The following is a 17,858-nucleotide window of genomic DNA, read 5'->3' on the forward strand; positions in this document are numbered from 1 at the left end:
GCACCCCGTAAACGTAATGCGCCCCCCCCATACTACTAAATGCGTCCTATGGGGACCCCTCATGACACGTGGTCAGGCGAGAGAGAGCGACACGAACGGGCCTCCCATGCGGGAGCAAGGCGTGAAAGGACCGTTCCTCGTCCCGTCTAGTCCCGAGGCTTCGGCGAAGGCTTGAAGCCCGGCGAGTCCTTCGGGGAGATGGGCACCACCGAGAGCCGTCGCCGTCCCGGCATCGCGGCCACGAGAACGACGCCGATCAGCAGCATCGCGGTCCCGGACCAGAACATCGGCACCGTGTCGTAGGCGGCGTTGGTGTAGGCCAGGTTTTTGACCGGGCTCTTCGGCGCCGCGCCACCGTTGTGACCCGCGGGCGGCGGAGTCGTCGTACCGCATTCGACCCCACCGGCCGGCGTGTAGGCACGCGCGATCTGCTCGCCAAGCGAGACCTGCGCCAGCGACGACGGCAGGTTCTTCGCGGCCTCCGGCGGCAGCGCCTTCTGCAGTGCTGTCGTCGGCAGGATCTGCAGGTCCAGCAGCCGCGCCGAAGCACCCATCTGGAAGCCCTTGAACGGTGACGTCATGGTGCTCGACTTCTGGTTCAGCCCGGCGATCGACAGCTTCAGCACGCCGAGGTCGAGGGTGAGGCCGTTCCCGGCTTCGCCGCCCGGAAGCTGCTTCGTGGCACCGTCGAGCATTTCGGCGAGCCCGCCGATGACCGGCACGTTCTTCAGCTGCTCGAAGCCCGGCACCTGCTTGAGCGTCGGCAGCGGGATACCGATCGGGATGTCCTTGGTCGGGTTGTTCGCGTCAAGGGTGAACAGCACCTTGTCGCCGCGCAGGATCTGCAGAACCGGCGCCGAGTACTCGACCTTCGACGTCTTCTTGTCACCGGTCGACGTGACCCGCAGCGTCGGCTGGCTGGCGACCTTGATCGTCAGGCCCAGCGGCGTGCCCTTCAGCAGCTCGATGCTGGCCGCCTGCAGGGTCGACGTCGATTCGACGGCCTTGTTCTTCGACCCGGGGATGTCGACCAGCCGCACGGTCGACCGCGACGACAGCGTGTTCGGCAGGCTCAGCACCGCGCCCTTGCCGTCACCGCCGGCACTGGCGCCGGAGAGCAGGCCGCCAAGGCTCGCCAGCGGTCCGGGCAGTCCGGCGAGACCGGCCTTGAGCTGGTCGCTCGCCGCGGTCAGCTGCTCGGCACCCGGGATGTTCGGGATGGTCGGCAGCAGCGAGAGGTTCGCGATCGACGTGCTCGAGTCGGCGATCGTGCCGACACACGGCCCGAGCGTCGGGCTCCAGCGCGCGTGCGCCTCGCCGTTCAGCAGGCCGAGGTTGAACAGCGGGTTCTTCGGCGCGTTGAGGCCGCCGCTGATCGGCTTCGGGTTGTCCGGCAGCGCCGTCTGCACGAGGCTGCCCGGCGTCTGCGGCGCGTTGCCCGCGGCCGACAGGCCGAACGGCGACGACTGCGCGATCGACTTCTCGTAGTTCAGGTAAGCCTCGGAGTTGGCCTGCGCGCTGGAAAGCCCCATCCCGGCTTCGAGCGCGGACTGCTTCGGCAGCATCTCGCCCGCGCCGGGCAGGATCGCGCTGGTCGGCACGGCGTTGGGCAGCAGCCGCAGCACACCGAGCGCCGCCCCCGCGTCGCCGACCGCGCGCCCGAGTGGCTGGGGTCCGATCGGCGCGGACATCGGCGGCTGCCCCGGATGGGCCGGATCGGGGATCGGCGTGGTCGGCATCGTCTGGGCGGTCGCCGGAGCCGCGGTCAGCAAAAGCAGGGCCGCGGCGGCCGGAAGCGCCAGCACACGGGGCAGTCGTTGCCGCATGAACAGGTCCTCCAGTGGGGATGGCCGGTCCTGGGAGATTGAGACCGGCGTCATAGGGCCCTAACGACGGTGACCCCGGAAGGTGACGTTCAACCCCTCCGCTACACTGGTCACCGTCATCGGGTGAGAGCCCGATGTCTGCCGCCTTAGCTCAGTCGGCCAGAGCGATTCACTCGTAATGAATAGGTCAGGGGTTCGATTCCCCTAGGCGGCTCACAGACAAACCCCCTCCTAGCAGGGGGTTTGTTGTTTTTCGGGATCTTGCGTTGGCTCCCGAGAAGCTGCGCGTAGCTTCGGTGTTCCCGAGGTGAGCCCATGGGCTCCAGTTTCACCCTTTCGGGGGGCGAGCTGAGCCGCCGCCTCGGCCGCGTCGCGCGCGACTTGAGGCAAGACGCAAGCGCCAACGTGGCCGCTTCGTAGCGCAGGTCATGCAGTCGGATCGGCGGCACCCTGAAGACTTGACGAGTCGCTCGTAAGCCTCGGAGAGCTTGCCAGGATGCAGCTACGAGCCGTTGTCAGTGGTGAAGACTCAGCCAGAGTCCACCCAAGCCGGTCCCGTGGCTTTGTCGAGTGCGACCACGCGAGCGCCGCTGTCGGTCTTGGGTGCCGACTCGTCAATCGTGGTGGTCCAGCCGTCTGGACGAGCTGCTTCTCGCCGGTCTGCTCCCAAAGCTCGATGTGCTCAGGCTCCCACCCGAGTGCCTTGGGACGCTGGTTGAGCCGCACGAATCATGGCAAGTGTTCGCAGCTGTCCGGTTGGACCGGTGGTTCTCCGGAACGGTGGCATCTCGCGTAGCTGAGCGCGCAATGCTCGCTGTTCTGCCCGAGATCGTTGGTTTCATCGATTGCCGCGAACATTTCGTTGAGTGGCTGTCCCGTAGCCGGTAGGGCCAGCGCGGTTCCAGATGCACCCTGATCGCGGATCCGTAGCTGTAGGTGGTCGACGTGCGGGTCGTCTTGCCTTTGAGTCACACGTCGATCCGCTCGCCGACGGTGGTCCTGTTGTTGAGGTCCTGACCGGAGTGCAGGCGCCTCTTTTCTCGCCCGACCGCCCACGTTCCGTGTCCCTTCTTTCTGGTGTTGGGGCAGGATTTCCGTACTGGTTGGCGGTTTTGGATCCCGGCAAGCGCATCTTCGGGTAACGCTTCCAGCCTTCATCTGGTTACTCTTCCGTCCTGTTTTCTTCTCTGGGATGGCTTGGTAGATGCAGGTTGCCGATGCCGACCTTGCGCAACGTCTCGCGGGTTCTGTCCAGGTCACGTTCGACCACCTGGGCGCGGTATCGGTCCTCGTAGTCGCCTCTATGAGCAGACGGCGTCGAGCCTCATGGTTTGTTGAATCGGTCTGTTCTGCTCCCGTAGTGTGATTACTTGACTACGGGAGCAGGGGAGGGCTCGTGGCTGGTTATGACGTGGTGATCGAGAAGATCAGAGGGACTGGGCGAGCAGCAACGCGGGTCGCGGAGGGGTTGCGTGGTGCGAGGTGCTCGGTGACGGTGCCGGTTGGGGATGCCGGTATGCCGGGAGCGCGGTGTGTCGGCAAGCTCGCTGCGGTCAAGCAGGCGTTACGGGACCGTGAGCTCGGGTATGAGCGGCGTCTCGATGCGCATGCGTCGAGCATGACGAAGGCGGCCGACCTTTACAGCAGTCGGGAGGATGCGGCGACGGCGGATCTGGCTATCCCGGTGCGGCCGACGGGTGGGCGGAAGCCGGTCTGATGGTTACTTGGGCTCAGGTCACACGGTGGGATTCCGCGCCCCTGCAAAGCGCGGTGGGTGAGGTCAACTCCGCGTACAACAAGGTCGTTGCGTGTTCGGACGACTTGCGCGGTATCAACACGGCCGAGGGTTGGCACGGCGAGGCCGCCGGCGCCGCCGCGAACGAGGTCAATCAGGTCATCGACGGCCTGGAGGAATACGCCGCCGAGGTCGCCTCGTTGCGTCGCAGCGCGGGGGATGTCGGGGATGCGATTAGTGGTGTCAAGAACGGTGTCAAGGAGGTCGAGGGGCTCGCCCGTGCGCATCACTTCACCATCGGTGATGACGGGGCGGTCATCGACAACGGTCTGCCTCCAGACACCCCGGAGGGTCAGAAGGAAGCCGTCGCCCGCGAACGGGCGACGATCGCAGCGGAACTGCGTGATCGTGTCTCCGAGGTCCTTAAGAGCGCGACCGACATCGACGATGACTTCTGTCTCGTGCTTGACCGGATCGTGTCCGGGCAAACCATCGACGCGACGGGCAACGACAACGAGAACACATCCCTCGCCGCGGCTGGCAACTCCGGTGCCGCCATGGGTTCGCTCACTATCCCGGCACCACCGCCTGAGGGAGCGACGGCGGCGCAGAACGCCGCTTACTGGGCGACCTTGAGCGAAGGGCAACGGACCCGGTTGGCGATGGACCGGCCGGACCTTGTCGGACCACGAGACGGCTTCTCCGCACAGCAACGCGATATCGCCAACCGTGAGCTGTTGGACCGTCAACAGTCAAGGTTGCGGCATGAGCGCGACGAGCTACAGCGGAAGATCAACGAGTTTCCCCGGACCGGAGCCGGCGAGATCAAGCTCAACGACCAGCGTGAGTTCGATGCACTCAAGTCAGACTTGGACAAGCTCGACGGCAAGCTTCGCGGGCTCAACGACGTCGAGAGCCGGTTGTCGATGAGCGATCCCAGCAGCCCGAACTTTGACCCCACCAAGCAACGGCCGTATGTATTGCGCATCGACGACGCGGGCTCGGGGCGTGCGGTTGTCGCGATGGGTAATCCCGATACGGCGCAACATGTCGCGACTTATGTTCCCGGTACTGGATCGGAGCTTTCCAAGGTCAACGGTGACCTCGGGCGCGCAGACCTCATGGTCAACGCCGCGCAGCAAGCTGGAGCCCAATCGCTCTCGGTGATCACATGGCTCGGGTATGACGCGCCGCCAGGACTCATGGACGCAGCGAACGACACCTACGCCGACAACGGTAAACGTGCGCTCGACAGCTTCCAGGACGGACTGAGGGAAAGCCATCAAGGCGCCCCTTCACACAACACCGTTCTCGGCCATAGCTACGGGACAACGCTCGTCGGATACGCTGCTAGAGACGAGCATCTTGCTGTCGACGACATCGTGCTTGTTGCCAGCCCCGGCGTCGGCGTCGATCACGCGAGCCAACTCAACATCCCACCCGACCACGTGTACTCCACGACGGCCGCGAACGACGCGATCAACATCACCAACTTCCCACGCGTCGAAGGGCACGGCGATCCCCTCGACCCCCTCGGACCTGACCCCACAGACCCAGAATTCGGCGGCCGAACATTTACGTCAGACCCCGGTGCACGAGGGTGGGTTCTGGGTAACAGCGAGGCAGCTCACAGCGCGTATTGGAATGTGACACCAACGGGGGAGAATACCGCGTCGTTGCAGAACATGGGCAACATCATTGCCGGACAACCGACCTACTGAGGAGCGTTACTCTGACATGCGGAAGCTCAATCTGGCGCTCCTCGCCGGTCTGACCGTTCTCTTCGCAACCTCGTGCGGAACGGGCGACCAACCAAAGGACACCGCGATGAAGAACACCATCACCATTCAGGAAGCGAACCAGCGCGTGGAGGACTACGCCGAGCGCGCGCGGGCGGCTTTCCCAGTATCAGCCGAGCTCAGGTTACAGTCCCAGTTCAAAGATTCGCCGTGCGATGATCCGACAGATAACGGCCCGAAGGGGCGCCTCGTCGCATCACGTGGGTACCAGGTTATGGGTCCTTCGGTTGACCAGTTCCCCCAGCAGTTCGAAGCCATACAGGCTTGGTGGGGGCAAAATGGATTCGCTGTATCCACCGATTCCGCGCGCGGAGCGGATCGCACGGTCGCAGCAGAGAACAAGGCAGACGGGTTCACAATGTCGTTACGGTCAAATAATGTGGGTCAGCTGTATCTGAATACGTCCTCTCCTTGCGTGTGGCGAAACGGCACTCCGGAGTCGGCCAACTAAAGCGCTGATGCAGTAGAGCGGACCGATTCACTCGTAATGAATAGGTCAGGGGTTCGATTCCCCTAGGCGGCTCCACAGGTCAGGGCCCCATTCGGTCACACCGGATGGGGCCCTGATCCGTTTACGGGGCAGTCCGCGGATCCGGTCGCAAAGTTCACCCGTTGGTGTCGCCGTCCAGGAACATCCGCGACAGCGAAGTGCCCACTCCGGTGAGGTGATCGACGAGGGTGTCCGCGTCGGCGTCGAGCAGTCCGGAGCGCCACGCGAGCATGATCTCCACGAAGCCGCCGATGCCCAAGAGGACGTTGACCCGGAACTCCAGCCCGTCCACGTCCGGCTTCAGATGTGGTCGCGCGAGTTCGATGAGCAGGCCGGTGGTCTCCTGGACGGTCTGCCGCCGCAGTTGCTCCAGTACCGCGCTGCCCGAGTGGTCGCCGAACAGGATCTGCGCACGCGCCGGCTCCTCCTGGACGTGGTGCACGACGACGTCCACGGCGGCGCGAAGCTGCTCCAGGGCGGGGCTTTCGATCCGGGAAGCGACGGCGTCCAGAACCATGCGAAGGGTCTCGTCGCGGACCTGTTCCCAAGCGGTGGCGAGCATCGCGTCGCGGTTGGCGAAGCTTTCGTAGAAGTACCGGTCGGTCAGGTTCGCTCGCGCGCAGACGCCGCGCATGGTGACCGCCGCCCAGCCCTGTTCCTGCCAGATGTCCAGTGCGGCGCCGAGCAGGGCGAGCCGCCGTTCGGCTCGGCGCTCGTCGGCGGTTTTGCCGCTGTAGCGGCGGGACGCGGTCACCTCTCCATCTTGACAGCAGGTGCCCTCAGATTCATTCTGAGGGCATGCGACCGCAGAATGGCCTGCGACCCACGTTGGCAGCAGCGCTGACGTCCGTCTTCGTGCGGCCGATCGCCTCGGCGATCCCGGCCAACCGTGCCGGCATCGCGTTTTCCCGCGGCTTCATCGCGAGCGGTCTGTGGCTGGCTTCGCCGCCGCTCAAGGGAAGCCGGATCGAGCCAGGGACACGTGGAGAGTGGGTCCGCGGTCCCGAAGTCGGTGACGGCGACAGCGTCGTCCTGTACATCCACGGCAGCGGTTACGCGCTTTGCTCGGCCCGGACCCACCGCGGCCTGACCACCCGCGTCTCCGCCGGGACCGGGCTGCCGGTCTTCGCCTGCGAGTACCGGCTCGCGCCCCGGCACCGGTTCCCCAACGCGGCCGACGACGTCCGCGCGGCCTACGGCCGGCTCGTCGACCAGGGATATGAACGGATTCTCGTCGCAGGTGACTCCGCGGGCGGGCATCTCGCGGTCGACCTCGCCGCGCAGTTGATCCGGGAACGTAAAAAGCCGCCAGCCGCGCTCGCGCTCTTCTCGCCGTTGTTCGACGTGACGTTCTCCCTGGCCGCGCAGCGAGAACGGATGAGCCCGGACCCGATGATCTCCGCCGCCGCGGCCGCCCGGCTCATCGGTCTGTACACAGTGGACGCCGACCTCGCGTCCACGAGGTTGCGCTTCGCCTTCGACGACATCACCGGCTTCCCGCCGACGATCATCCAGGCGGGTGGTCGCGAGATGCTCGCCGCCGACGCCATCGAACTGGCCAGGGCGCTGCGCCGCGCGGGAGCGGACTGCGAACTCGACGTCGTCCCCGGCCAGATGCACGTCTTCCAGGCACTGACCCGGTTCATCCCGGAGGCCGCGCCCGCGATGGAGCGGGCCTGCCGATTCCTGACGGACAACCTCCCGGCGACCCTGAGGAAGGCATCGTGAGCAAACGAACCCACGACACGCACGCCGTCGTCACCGGAGCGGGCAGCGGAATCGGGAAGGCGATCGCGGCGGAACTCGTCCGGCGTGGTGGCCGGGTCGTCTGTGCCGACATCGACCTCGCGTCCGCCGAAGAGACCGTGGCGGAGCTCGAAAGCAAAGGTGAAGCGGTCGCCGTCGCCTGCGATGTGTCCACTGTGGAGGAAGTCGCCGAACTCGCGAACCGGGCCCGATCCTGGCTCGGCCGCGACCCGGACCTCGTCGTCAACAACGCCGGGATCGGCGCCGGCGGCAAGGTCGTGGGGGAGAGCCCGCTGTCCGACTGGCAACGAACCCTCGGCATCAACCTCTGGGGTGTGATCCACGGCTGCCACACCTTCGTGCCCGCGATGCGGGAGGCGAAGAAAGGCGGCGTCATCAACGTCGCCTCGGCCGCCGGCTTCACCGCCGCGCCGAGGATGGCCGCCTACAACGTCAGCAAGGCGGGCGTCGTCAGCCTTTCGGAGACCCTCTCCGCCGAACTGTCCGGCACCGGTGTCGCGGTGACCGTGCTGTGCCCGACCTTCGTCCGCACCAACATCTTCGGCGGTAAACTCATCGACGACGCCGCGCGTGGCCTCGCGGAACGGGTCTCCGGCCTGGTCGGGTTCTCGCCGGAGCGCGTCGCGCGGATGACGCTGGACGCCCACGATCGCGGACGCCTGTACGTCGTCCCGCAGCCCGACGCTCAGCTTCTCTGGCATGCCAAGCGTTTCATGCCCGTCCCGTACACGCGGATCGCCGGTCTGCTCGGCCGGTTCCTGCCGGCTGGAAAGGAGAAGTGATGGCCTACGACTTCGCCGCGATGCTCCAGACCATCAAGGACAAACAGTGGTCGCTGGCCGACATCGACTGGGACGCGCCGGGCGCGGAGACGATGACTAACGAACTTCGCGCCAAGATGCGGCCGTTCATGGCCGATCTGGTGTGGATCGAGCATGTCGGCGCCCGCGGGTTCGCCTCGCTGGCCAAGAAGGCGCCGACGCCGGAGATCCAGGAGATCTACCGGTATTTCCACGCCGAGGAACAGAAGCACGCCAACGCCGAACTCGCTCTGATGAAACGCTGGGGCATGCTCGACGAGGACGGCTCGATGCCCGAGCCGAACATCAACGTCAAACTCGCCATCAAGGTGCTCGACGACTTCGGTGACACGCTGCCGCTGACGGCGCTGGCCACACTCATCCCGCTGCTGGAGTGCGCGCTGGACGGGGCGCTGGTGAAGTTCCTGCTGGAAGAGGTCTCCGATCCGGTGTGCCATCAGGTGTTCCGGCATATCAACTCCGACGAAGCACGGCATATCACCGCCGATTTCGAGGTACTGGAACTGATCGGCGCCGGGCCGACGCACAAGTTGCTCACCGAATCCATCGGTTCGCTCAAACCGCAGATCGTCCTCGGCTTGATCGTGGTGTTCGTCCCGCTGATCAACAAGATGCGCGACAACATCGTCGCGATGGGCCTGCCGGAGAAGAAGCTGTACAACGCGGTGAAACGGTTCTCCACCATCGGCGGCCGCGGCGAGTTCACGAAGCGGATCCCGGCGTATCACGTGTTGAAGGCGCAGGCGGCGATGATCGTCGACCGTTCGCATGTCTACCACCGCTTTCTCGCCGACCCGATGGTGAAGGCGACCCGCCTGATCCCCGCGAAACTGCTGGGTAAACCGCAGTCGTGGACCGAGGAGATCACCCACGAACCGGTCGCGTCATGACGCTGGGTGAATTCCGCGGCGAGGTCCTGCGTGGCACCGAGTGGTTCGGCCACGACTTCGCCGGCCAGCGGGTCGCCGTCGTCGCGCCAGGCCGCGAGGCCGCACAGATTGTGCCCGAAGTGGCGGCCACCGCGCTTTCGGTGAAGGTGTTCCAGGAGGAGCCGGACTGGGTGGTGCCGATGCCCGTCCCCGGCCCGAGCGTCGTCGGGGTCGCCGTCGCCCGCGTTTTCCTGCGCTGGCAGGTGAAGGACCCGTGGATCCGCAGGCTGCTGACGCCGGACCGCCGGTTCGGCTCGCGGAAGACCGCACTCGGCCTCGGCTACTACGGCGCGCTCAAGCGGCCGGGCTGCAAACTCATCACTTGGCCGGTCTACGCCTTCGCCCCCAACGGAATCCGCACCGCCGAAGGCATCGAGCATCGCGCCGACGTCGTCGTGCTCGGCGCCAGTTCCCACTTCGCCCCGGAAGGACGTACCGGATGACCCCCGACCACGAGATCGCGATCATCGGCGGAGGCTTCTCCGGTATCGGCGCCGCGATCCTGTTGCAGAAAGCCGGTTTCGGCGACTTCCTCATGCTGGAGGAGGGCGACGGCGTCGGCGGGGCCTGGCATTGGAACACCTATCCGGGTGTCGCCGTCGACATCCCGTCGTTCAGTTACCAGTTCTCGTTCGAACAGATCTCCGGCTGGTCGCGGGTCTACGCGCCGGGCCGCGAACTGAAGGCTTACGCCGACTACTGCGTCGACAAGTACGACATCCGCCGTCGCACCCGCTTCGGCGCCAAGGTCGTCGCCGCGCTCTTCGACGACGAAACACACTTGTGGCGCCTCGAAACCGCCGACGGCTGGTCGACGACCGCACGGTTCGTCGTGGGTGCCACCGGTGTGCTCACCCAGCCGAAACCGCCGCACATCGACGGTCTCGCCGACTTCCGCGGCACGATCATGCACACCGCCCGCTGGGATCACGGCGTCGAGCTGCGTGGCAAACGCGTCGCGGTCGTCGGCACCGGGGCATCAGCGGTCCAGGTCATCCCGTCCATCGCGCCGGAGGCCGGGCATCTGACGGTGTTCCAGCGGACGCCGATCTGGTGCCTGCCCAAACCGGACGCCGCCCTGCCGCGGACGGCGAGGCTCGCGTTGCGACGGCTGCCCGGCGTGAAACGCCTGTCCCGGCTGGCCAGCCAGGCCCTGGTCGAGCTGACCTTCCCGCTGGCCGCGCACTTCCACAAGCTCCTCCCGACCGCCGGTGCGGGCGAGCGGATCGGGTTGGCCCACCTGCGCCGGGCCGTGAAGGACCCCGAGACTCGCGAGAAGCTCACGCCGCGTTATGCCTTGGGCTGCAAGCGGCCGAGCTTCTCGAACGAGTACCTGCAGACGTTCAACCGCGAAGACGTCACGCTGGAGACCACGGGCATCGACGCGATCACCGAATCGGGCGTGCGCACCACCGAGGGCACCGAGCATCCGGTCGACGTCCTGGTGCTGGCGACCGGGTTCAAGGTCTTCGAGAAGGGCAACATGCCCGCGTTCACCGTGCGCGGTTCGGGTGGCATCGATCTGGAGAAGTTCTGGGAGGAGAACCGGTTCCACGCGTACCAGGGCGTGAGCGTGCCCGGCTTCCCGAACTTCTTCAGCATCCTCGGCCCGTACGGCTACAACGGTTCCTCGTACTTCAATCTGATCGAGACGCAGACCGCGCATATCGTGCGGTGCCTGCGCAACGCGCGCAAAACCGGCGCGACCAGGGTCGAGGTCACGGCCGAGGCCAACGACAAGTACTTCCAGCGCATGCTGGACCGCCGCAAGCACCAGGTGTTCTTCCAGGACAGCTGCTCGCTGGCCAATTCCTACTACTTCGACGCGAACGGAGACGTGCCTTTCCGCGCCTCGCCCACCCTGGAAACGATGGTCACGAGCCGGTTCTTCGACCTCGACGACTACGCCTTCGCGGACGGCCGGTGAACACTGGCTGAAGTCCGCCGACCCGCTCTGTGAAGAGGTTCTCCACCGACGCGGAGGCTGGGTCTTGGAAGGCTTTCCCTGGGACGTCCTGGACACCCCGACGGCGTCCGCACGCGGGTTCGCACCGACGGCCGACGCGCTCGCGCAATTGCAGCACGAGAACGACCGGGTCGGCGTCCGCGTGAAGTTCCCCGGCCGCACCGTCGCCGGAATGGTGGTGACCGAACTCAGTTCGCCGCATCTCTACGAGTGTTTCGGCGAGGACTCGGGCTTCGGCGCGGTCAACGAGAATCCCGAGCGGCCGGTCGGGGTGATCGACCTGCCGAGAGGCACCGGCCGTGCGCCGAACCGGCGAATCCGGTTCTGTGCCGTCCGGGTGCGTGAAGGCGGCGGGGCGGCCGGGTGTCATGAAAGGGTCTTTCAGGACGAAAAGTGTCCTGAAAGACCCTTTCATGACATTCCGGCGGAGCTGAGGGACCGACGTCAGGCAGGGGGCTTCAGGGTGACGACGGTCGCGGAGGTCTCGCCGCGCGGCGTCCGGTACTTGATCTCATCGCCCTCCTTGGCGCCCACGAGCGCGAGGCCGAGCGGGCTGTCCGAGGTGACCGTGAACGCGTCGGCGTCCTCACCCGGGATCGTGACGATGTGGAGCTCGTCCTCGTCACCGTCGGAGAACCTGAGCGTCACGGTGGTGCCGTCGGGGAGCAGGCCCTTGGTACGCCCGCCGTGTTCGAGCTTCGCGGCGACGTCGGCGATACGCCGGTCGAGGTAGGCGGCGGCCTCCGCGCGGTCCAGCACCTCCGCCTGGTCGGCCGCGTCGCCGGTCCGTTCCGTCTCGCCGACGAGCGGCGCCATCGCGTCGCGTTGCGCACGCAGATCGGCGAGTTCCTTTTCCAGCTGCCGGCGTGCCGCCGGGCTGAACCCGTTGTCCCCTGTGGTCACCATGTCGCGCATTGTCCGCTACAGAACGGCCGCTAGCCACCTAGATATTTTCACCCGCTGTGATCGGCCGGGACGGACGGCCTAAGCTTCAGGGCTACTGTCCTGACGACTTGGTGTAAGGAACTTCGTGACCGTGTTGCCCGGCCGCAGCGAGCGGCTTTCCCCCAATCAGCTGCAGAAACGGGAGCAGATCGTCGAAGCGGCGCGTGTCGTGCTCGCCAGGGACGGGCTCGCGGGCTGCACCGTGCGTGCGATCGCGGACGCCGGACCGCTCACTAAAAGTGCGATTCATTACTACTTCGCGGACATCGACGTCCTCATCGACCGGGCGATGGCGGCGCACATCACAACGTTCACCGCCGATTTGCGCAAAATTTCCGAGAAACACGATCACCCGGACGGGCGGCTCTTCGCCGCGCTGGAGGCCTTCCTCGCCGAGTTCGCCGACCGCCCGAACGCGGCCTTCCTCTGGTTCGAGTACTGGATCGCGGCGGGCCGCGCGCAGCATCCGCAGGCCATCGACGTCATGCTGACCTCGATCACCGAACTGCTCGCGGAACTGCTCGCGCCACTCGACGTCGAAGACCCCCGGGCGCGGGCGAGGGCGCTGCTGTCCTACCTGCTCGGCGCCATCGTCCAGCAGCGCGTGCGGCGGCGGCCGTTCGCCGCGCTGCGTGGCGACATCGAAGCGCTTTGCTTCGCGAACTACGGGTAGAGATACGTATTAGATCCGTACCGTTACGGATTGTTCGGTCCGTCCGGCTCCGGCCATGGTGGGGTTCCCTTCCCTTGCCTGAGAGCTAGGAGACGACGATGCGCATAAGACGGTGCATGGCCGTGGCGATCGCGGCCGTCGCGGCGTTCGCCATCCCGGTCGCCGCGAGTCCGGCGACCGCCGACCAGCAGGCCGAAGACGCGCAGGTCCAGATCTACGAGATCTTCGGGACCGGTACTTCGCAGCAGCGCACCCAGATCTCCCGGCTGGGCGTCGATGTCTTCGGTACCTCCGGCTCCACCACGACGATCATCGGTGAGGAGTCCGACGCGGCGAAGATCCGCTCGCTCGGCTTCCGCGTCGAGCAGCGCGGCGTCGTCGACCGCTCGGAGAAGGTCGGCACGAACGCGATCAACGACTTCCCGCCGTCCGACTCCGGCTTCCACAACTACGCCGAGGTCACGACGGAACTGCGCAACGCGCAGACGAACTTCGGGTCCATCGCGAAGCTGAGCAGCGTCGGCAACTCGTACCAGAACCGTGCGCTGAACATGCTGAAGATCAGCGACAACGTCGGCACCGACGAGAACGAACCCGAGGTTCTCTTCACCTGCAACCAGCACGCTCGCGAGCACCTCACCACGGAGATGTGCCTGCGGATCGTGAACCGGTTCACCCAGGGTTACGCCACCGACCCGGCGATCAAACGCTTCGTCGACAGCACCGAGATCTACGTGATCCCGAACATCAACCCCGATGGCTCGGAGTACGACATCTCGGGCGGCAGCTACAAGTACTGGCGCAAGAACCGGCAGGGCAACGGTACGGACACCAACCGCAACTGGGGCTACAACTGGGGCTGCTGCGGCGGTTCCTCCGGCTCGACGGGCAGCGAGACCTACCGCGGCCCCTCGGCGTTCTCCGCCCCGGAGACCAAGGCGGTGTCGAACTTCGTGAACTCGCGCAAGATCGGCGGCGTCCAGCAGATCAAGGCGAGCATCGACTTCCACACCTATTCGGAGCTCGTCCTGTGGCCGTTCGGTTTCACCTACAACGACACGGCGCCGGGAATGACGGCGGCCGAGGCGCAGCGCTTCCAGCAGCTGGGCCGTCAGCTGGCGGCGACCAACGGCTACACGCCGCAGCAGTCGAGCGACCTGTACATCACGGACGGGACGATCGACGACTGGATGTGGGGCACCCACAAGATCCTGAGCTTCACCTTCGAGATGTACCCGCGGGGTTCGAACCCCGGTTTCTACCCACCCGACGAGGTGATCGTCCGGGAGACCACGCGTAACGACCGCGCCGTGGACATCCTGCTGAACACCGCCATCGGCTGACCGTACTAGCGCGTGAAGGCCCCCTTCCCTCGGCTGGTCACTCGAGACCATGGCCGCGTGAAGGGGGCCTTCACGCGCTCGGGCGGCATAGGGTGCGGGGTATGCCGCTGTTCGAATTCGAGGGGCACCGCCCCCAGGTGGATCCCGAAGCGTGGATCGCCCCCACCGCCACCCTGATCGGCGACGTCGTCGTCGAGAAGGGTGCTTCCGTCTGGTACGGCGCCGTGCTGCGTGCCGACTTCGGGAAGATCGTCATCCGCGAGGGCGCCAACATCCAGGACAACTCGGTCATCCACGTCAACGACGGCGTGACCGAGGTCGGCAAGAACGTCACCGTCGGGCACCAATGCCTCGTGCACGACTGCACGATCGGCGAGCAGGCGCTGATCGGGAACGGCTCGACGGTGCTCGACAAGGCGCAGATCGGCGCGAAAGCGCTGGTCGCGGCAGGCGCCACGGTGACGCCGGGGATGGTCGTCCCGCCCGAGACCGTCGCCATGGGCAGCCCCGCGAAGAAGCACGTCCCGCTCGACGGCAACGCGAAGCTGTGGGTCGAGCACAACGCGGTGATCTACCAGCAGCTGGCGCGAAGGCACGCCGAAAGCATCAAGCCGATCGATTGACTCTCCAGTAACTGGAGATTCTAGCTTCGGTCGCATGGCACCGAAGTCGAAGAAGAAAACGCACCAGGCGACACTCGAGTTGACCGCCGGCAACGCTCCGGTGGTCGACCTCGGGAAGACGCTCGGCCAGACCGGCGTGAACCTCGTCGAGGTCAAGAAGGCCTACGACGCGGCGACGGCGGCGCAGCGCGGCGAGATCATCCCGGTGGTCGTGTCGGTGTTCGAGGACCGCTCGTTCGAACTCCGGCTGAAGACCCCGCCGACGTCGTTCCTGATCAAGCAGGCCTTGGGCGGCAAAGGATCCGGCCGTCCAGGGCACGAGGTCGCCGGCAAGCTGAGCCAGGAACAGCTACGGGGGATCGCCGAGCGGAAACTGCCGGACCTCAACACCGGCGACCTCGGCGCGGCCATGCGCACGATCGCGGGCACGGCCCGCTCGATGGGCGTCGCGATCGAAGAACCGTGACGCGCAAGCATGTGATCGTCCCGCCTTTCCGCGACCTCGACCCGGCCCTTGAGGTCGCGGAAAGGCTTTTGGCGCAAGGAAATCCGTGGCTCGCCGGAGTGGCGGCGGCACTGCCTGACGAGCACGCGGCCGCCGGACGGCTCAACCGGATCCTGGCGGGAAATGGCGCGGCGCCGCGGCTGGTCGAAGCCGGAAACGGTTGGCGCGTGGTGCAGGTGACGTCGTGGCCGGGCCGCGGCGACCTGGTCGCGGGTGCCTCCGGACTGGCGGAACTGGTCGCGTTCGGCGGGTGGCGGCGGATCAAGCGGTGTGCCGTCTGCGCACGGCCGTTCTGTGATCGCACCTCGGGTTGCAGCCGCCGATGGTGTAGTGAACATCGTCCGCATGCCGAGTCCCGCTCCGGCGGGGTGCACTAGGCTCCGTGGGCACCAGCGACTGGCGCAGTTGAGGTGGAGCACCACCGGGAAGCGAATTCGGGCCGGCACCGCGCGCCTGGGTGAAGGCCACTCCTGAGCCGGAGTACGCCATGACACACCAGCCAGAACTGTCCGCACTGGCCGCCGCCGACCCGGAGATCGCCGGGCTCATCGAGGACGAGGCGAAGCGTCAGCACGACAAGATCCGCCTGATCGCGTCCGAGAACTACGTCTCACAGGCCGTGCTGGAAGCGACCGGCACCGTCCTCACCAACAAGTACTCCGAGGGCTACGCCGGCAAGCGCTACTACGAGGGCCAGCAGCTGATCGACCAGGTCGAGACCCTCGCCATCGAGCGCGCGAAGGCCGTCTTCGGCGCCGACCACGCCAACGTCCAGCCGTACTCCGGCTCCCCGGCGAACCTCGCGGTGTACCTCGCCTTCGCGAAGCCGGGTGACACCGTGCTCGGCATGGCACTGCCGGACGGCGGTCACCTCACGCACGGCTGGAGCGTGTCCGCGACCGGCAAATGGTTCACGCCGGTGCGCTACGGCGTCCGCAAGGAGACCGGCCGCGTCGACCTCGACCAGGTCCGTGAACTCGCGTTGCAGCACCGGCCGAAGCTGATCTTCGCGGGTGGCACGGCGATCCCGCGCACCATCGACTTCGCGGTGTTCGCGGAAATCGCCCGCGAGGTCGACGCCGTCCTGGTCGCCGACATCGCGCATATCGCCGGTCTCGTCGCCGGTGGCGCGCATCCCTCGCCGGTCGGGTACGCGCAGGTGATCACCACGACCACGCACAAAACGTTGCGCGGCCCGCGCGGCGCGATGATCCTTTCCGACGCCGACCACGCGAAAGCCGTCGACAAGGCGGTGTTCCCCGGCCTGCAGGGCGGCCCGCACAACCATACGACCGCGGCTATCGCGGTGGCGCTCGGCGAGGCGCAGAAGCCCGAGTTCCGCGACTACGCGCACGCCATCGTCGCCAACGCGCGGGCGTTGGCGGAGGCCTTGGTGGAACGCGGCTACGACCTCGTGTCCGGCGGCACCGACAACCACCTGCTGCTGATCGACCTGACGAACAAGAACGTGCCGGGCAAGCCCGCCGCGCAGGCACTCGACCGCGCCGGGATCGAACTGAACTACAACACCGTCCCGTTCGACCCGCGCAAACCGTTCGACCCGTCCGGCATCCGGCTCGGCACCTCCGCGATCACCACGCGCGGGCTCAAGCCGGAACACCAGGTCAAGGTGGCGGAGTGGATCGACCGCACGATCACCGCCGCGGCGGCCGAGGAACAGTCCGCTTTGGACACCATCGCCGCCGAGATCCGCGAATTCCTGTCACCCTTCCCGATCCCGGGCTACTCGGCCTAGCCCCAAGTACGTGAAGGCCCCCTTGCTTGCGCCTAGGTACGGGAAGGGGGCCTTCCTGTACTTGCGCAAGTAGTCGACTACTTGCGCTCGGCGTGGCGGGGGGTGTCCACAAGGGGCGCTTTAGGACGTTGGACGTCTTGAAGGGGCCTCTCGGGAGTGCCTTCTTGCCGCTTCGAAGTACGTGAAGGTCCCCTTGCTTGCGCCTAGTTACGGGAAGGGGGCCTTCCTGTACTTGCGCAAGTAGTCGACTACTTGCGCTCGGCGTGGCGGGAGGTGTCCACAGGAGGCGCTTCAGGACGTTGGACGGCTTAAGGGGCCTTTCGGGAGTGCCTTCTTGCCGCTTCGAAGTACATGAAGGCCCCCTTGCTTGCGCCTAGGTACGGGAAGGGGGCCTTCCTGTACTTGCGCAAGTAGTCGACTACTTGCGCTCGGCGTGGCGGGGGCTGGCGGGAGGTGCCCACAGGAGGCGCTTTAGGACGTTGGACGTCTTAAAGGGGCCTTTCGGGAGTGCTTTCTTGCCGCTTCGAAGTACGGGAAGGTCCCCTTGCTTGCGCCTAGGTACAGGAAGGGGGCCTTCCTGTACCTGCCGGAAGGTGTGAAGGTCGAGTTTCCTCGGCTGAGCCGAGGGAAGGGGTCCTTCACGCGCCGTAGGTCACGCGCCGTAGATACGCAAGTAGTCG

The 17,858-nt window shown here is 66.2% G+C and carries 17 protein-coding genes and 1 tRNA gene; 15 read left to right on the plus strand and 3 right to left on the minus strand.

Translation table 11 applies throughout. The features are described from left to right. Window positions 1–146: 146 nt before the first annotated feature. Window positions 147–1,826 (minus strand): hypothetical protein, encoded by a 1,680-nt coding sequence (locus AB0M65_RS32540; RefSeq protein ID WP_364036313.1) that lies wholly within the window; start codon window positions 1,824–1,826, stop codon window positions 147–149. Window positions 1,827–1,966: 140 nt separating this feature from the next. On the opposite strand from AB0M65_RS32540, the gene AB0M65_RS32545 reads away from it, so the two are divergent. The 4 genes from AB0M65_RS32545 to AB0M65_RS32560 all read left to right on the plus strand — a co-directional run bounded on the left by AB0M65_RS32545 (window position 1,967) and on the right by AB0M65_RS32560 (window position 5,811). Further along, window positions 1,967–2,040, plus strand: a tRNA-Thr gene (locus tag AB0M65_RS32545). 1,275 nt (window positions 2,041–3,315) lie between these two features. Beyond that, window positions 3,316–3,543, plus strand: coding sequence for a hypothetical protein (locus AB0M65_RS32550; RefSeq protein ID WP_364036316.1), 228 nt, complete (start codon window positions 3,316–3,318; stop codon window positions 3,541–3,543). 53 nt (window positions 3,544–3,596) lie between these two features. After that, on the plus strand, window positions 3,597–5,282 hold the full coding sequence (locus tag AB0M65_RS32555; RefSeq protein WP_364036319.1) for an alpha/beta hydrolase: 1,686 nt from the start codon (window positions 3,597–3,599) through the stop codon (window positions 5,280–5,282). Window positions 5,283–5,298: 16 nt separating this feature from the next. Then, the gene (locus tag AB0M65_RS32560; protein WP_364036322.1) at window positions 5,299–5,811 is read left to right on the plus strand and encodes a hypothetical protein; all 513 of its coding nucleotides are present in this window, start codon (window positions 5,299–5,301) and stop codon (window positions 5,809–5,811) included. Between the two features lie 154 nt (window positions 5,812–5,965). On the opposite strand, the gene AB0M65_RS32565 is transcribed toward AB0M65_RS32560, so the two are convergent. Next, window positions 5,966–6,604 (minus strand): TetR/AcrR family transcriptional regulator, encoded by a 639-nt coding sequence (locus AB0M65_RS32565; RefSeq protein ID WP_364036325.1) that lies wholly within the window; start codon window positions 6,602–6,604, stop codon window positions 5,966–5,968. A 44-nt stretch (window positions 6,605–6,648) separates the two neighbouring features. On the opposite strand from AB0M65_RS32565, the gene AB0M65_RS32570 reads away from it, so the two are divergent. Genes AB0M65_RS32570 through AB0M65_RS32590 form a run of 5 tightly spaced genes read left to right on the plus strand, consistent with a single transcriptional unit; the run spans window position 6,649 to window position 11,294 of the window. Continuing rightward, the gene (locus tag AB0M65_RS32570) at window positions 6,649–7,578 is read left to right on the plus strand and encodes an alpha/beta hydrolase (RefSeq protein WP_364036328.1); all 930 of its coding nucleotides are present in this window, start codon (window positions 6,649–6,651) and stop codon (window positions 7,576–7,578) included. Continuing rightward, window positions 7,575–8,399, plus strand: coding sequence for an SDR family NAD(P)-dependent oxidoreductase (locus AB0M65_RS32575; protein ID WP_364036331.1), 825 nt, complete (start codon window positions 7,575–7,577; stop codon window positions 8,397–8,399). Before AB0M65_RS32570 ends, AB0M65_RS32575 begins: the two co-directional genes overlap by 4 nt. Next, on the plus strand, window positions 8,399–9,328 hold the full coding sequence (locus AB0M65_RS32580; RefSeq protein WP_364036334.1) for a ferritin-like domain-containing protein: 930 nt from the start codon (window positions 8,399–8,401) through the stop codon (window positions 9,326–9,328). Before AB0M65_RS32575 ends, AB0M65_RS32580 begins: the two co-directional genes overlap by 1 nt. After that, entirely contained in the window at window positions 9,325–9,810 is a 486-nt protein-coding gene (locus AB0M65_RS32585) for an FAD-dependent oxidoreductase (RefSeq protein WP_364036337.1), read from the plus strand. Before AB0M65_RS32580 ends, AB0M65_RS32585 begins: the two co-directional genes overlap by 4 nt. Next, window positions 9,807–11,294, plus strand: a complete 1,488-nt coding sequence (locus AB0M65_RS32590; RefSeq protein ID WP_364036340.1) for an NAD(P)/FAD-dependent oxidoreductase — start codon at window positions 9,807–9,809, stop codon at window positions 11,292–11,294. Before AB0M65_RS32585 ends, AB0M65_RS32590 begins: the two co-directional genes overlap by 4 nt. Before the next feature lie 483 nt (window positions 11,295–11,777). Here AB0M65_RS32590 and AB0M65_RS32595 read toward each other — a convergent pair whose 3' ends face one another. Next, entirely contained in the window at window positions 11,778–12,239 is a 462-nt protein-coding gene (locus tag AB0M65_RS32595; RefSeq protein WP_364036343.1) for a GreA/GreB family elongation factor, read from the minus strand. A 124-nt stretch (window positions 12,240–12,363) separates the two neighbouring features. Here AB0M65_RS32595 and AB0M65_RS32600 point away from each other — a divergent pair, with 124 nt between their 5' ends. The 6 genes from AB0M65_RS32600 to glyA all read left to right on the plus strand — a co-directional run bounded on the left by AB0M65_RS32600 (window position 12,364) and on the right by glyA (window position 17,178). Further along, complete coding sequence (locus AB0M65_RS32600) at window positions 12,364–12,951, plus strand: TetR family transcriptional regulator (protein ID WP_364036346.1); 588 nt, start codon at window positions 12,364–12,366, stop codon at window positions 12,949–12,951. Between the two features lie 116 nt (window positions 12,952–13,067). Next, window positions 13,068–14,294, plus strand: coding sequence for a M14 family metallopeptidase (locus AB0M65_RS32605; RefSeq protein ID WP_364036361.1), 1,227 nt, complete (start codon window positions 13,068–13,070; stop codon window positions 14,292–14,294). 101 nt (window positions 14,295–14,395) lie between these two features. Continuing rightward, window positions 14,396–14,917 carry a gamma carbonic anhydrase family protein gene (locus tag AB0M65_RS32610; RefSeq protein ID WP_364036349.1) on the plus strand — a complete coding sequence of 174 codons (522 nt, stop codon included), beginning with the start codon at window positions 14,396–14,398 and terminating at the stop codon, window positions 14,915–14,917. 34 nt (window positions 14,918–14,951) lie between these two features. Further along, a complete protein-coding gene (locus tag AB0M65_RS32615) occupies window positions 14,952–15,383 on the plus strand; it encodes a 50S ribosomal protein L11 (RefSeq protein WP_364036352.1) in 432 nt (143 codons plus the stop codon). Further along, window positions 15,380–15,799: a CGNR zinc finger domain-containing protein gene (locus AB0M65_RS32620; RefSeq protein ID WP_364036355.1), complete on the plus strand. Its 420-nt coding sequence runs from the start codon at window positions 15,380–15,382 to the stop codon at window positions 15,797–15,799. Before AB0M65_RS32615 ends, AB0M65_RS32620 begins: the two co-directional genes overlap by 4 nt. A 110-nt stretch (window positions 15,800–15,909) precedes the next feature. Continuing rightward, complete coding sequence (gene glyA / locus AB0M65_RS32625; RefSeq protein ID WP_364036358.1) at window positions 15,910–17,178, plus strand: serine hydroxymethyltransferase; 1,269 nt, start codon at window positions 15,910–15,912, stop codon at window positions 17,176–17,178. The last annotated feature ends 680 nt before the right edge of the window (window positions 17,179–17,858 follow it).

The sequence above is a fragment of the Amycolatopsis sp. NPDC051071 genome, assembly GCF_040682875.1.
GTDB lineage: Bacteria > Actinomycetota > Actinomycetes > Mycobacteriales > Pseudonocardiaceae > Amycolatopsis.

Excerpts from the sequence above, each read along its gene's own strand:
- AB0M65_RS32590 (WP_364036340.1), top strand. The coding sequence starts at position 9,807 with ATGACCCCCGACCACGAGATCGCGATCATCGGCGGAGGCTTCTCCGGT.
- AB0M65_RS32580 (WP_364036334.1), top strand. The coding sequence starts at position 8,399 with ATGGCCTACGACTTCGCCGCGATGCTCCAGACCATCAAGGACAAACAG.
- AB0M65_RS32560 (WP_364036322.1), top strand. The coding sequence starts at position 5,299 with ATGCGGAAGCTCAATCTGGCGCTCCTCGCCGGTCTGACCGTTCTCTTC.
- AB0M65_RS32585 (WP_364036337.1), top strand. The coding sequence starts at position 9,325 with ATGACGCTGGGTGAATTCCGCGGCGAGGTCCTGCGTGGCACCGAGTGG.
- AB0M65_RS32615 (WP_364036352.1), top strand. The coding sequence starts at position 14,952 with ATGGCACCGAAGTCGAAGAAGAAAACGCACCAGGCGACACTCGAGTTG.
- glyA (WP_364036358.1), top strand. The coding sequence starts at position 15,910 with ATGACACACCAGCCAGAACTGTCCGCACTGGCCGCCGCCGACCCGGAG.
- AB0M65_RS32595 (WP_364036343.1), bottom strand. The coding sequence starts at position 12,239 with ATGGTGACCACAGGGGACAACGGGTTCAGCCCGGCGGCACGCCGGCAG.
- AB0M65_RS32570 (WP_364036328.1), top strand. The coding sequence starts at position 6,649 with ATGCGACCGCAGAATGGCCTGCGACCCACGTTGGCAGCAGCGCTGACG.
- AB0M65_RS32605 (WP_364036361.1), top strand. The coding sequence starts at position 13,068 with ATGGCCGTGGCGATCGCGGCCGTCGCGGCGTTCGCCATCCCGGTCGCC.
- AB0M65_RS32610 (WP_364036349.1), top strand. The coding sequence starts at position 14,396 with ATGCCGCTGTTCGAATTCGAGGGGCACCGCCCCCAGGTGGATCCCGAA.
- AB0M65_RS32540 (WP_364036313.1), bottom strand. The coding sequence starts at position 1,826 with ATGCGGCAACGACTGCCCCGTGTGCTGGCGCTTCCGGCCGCCGCGGCC.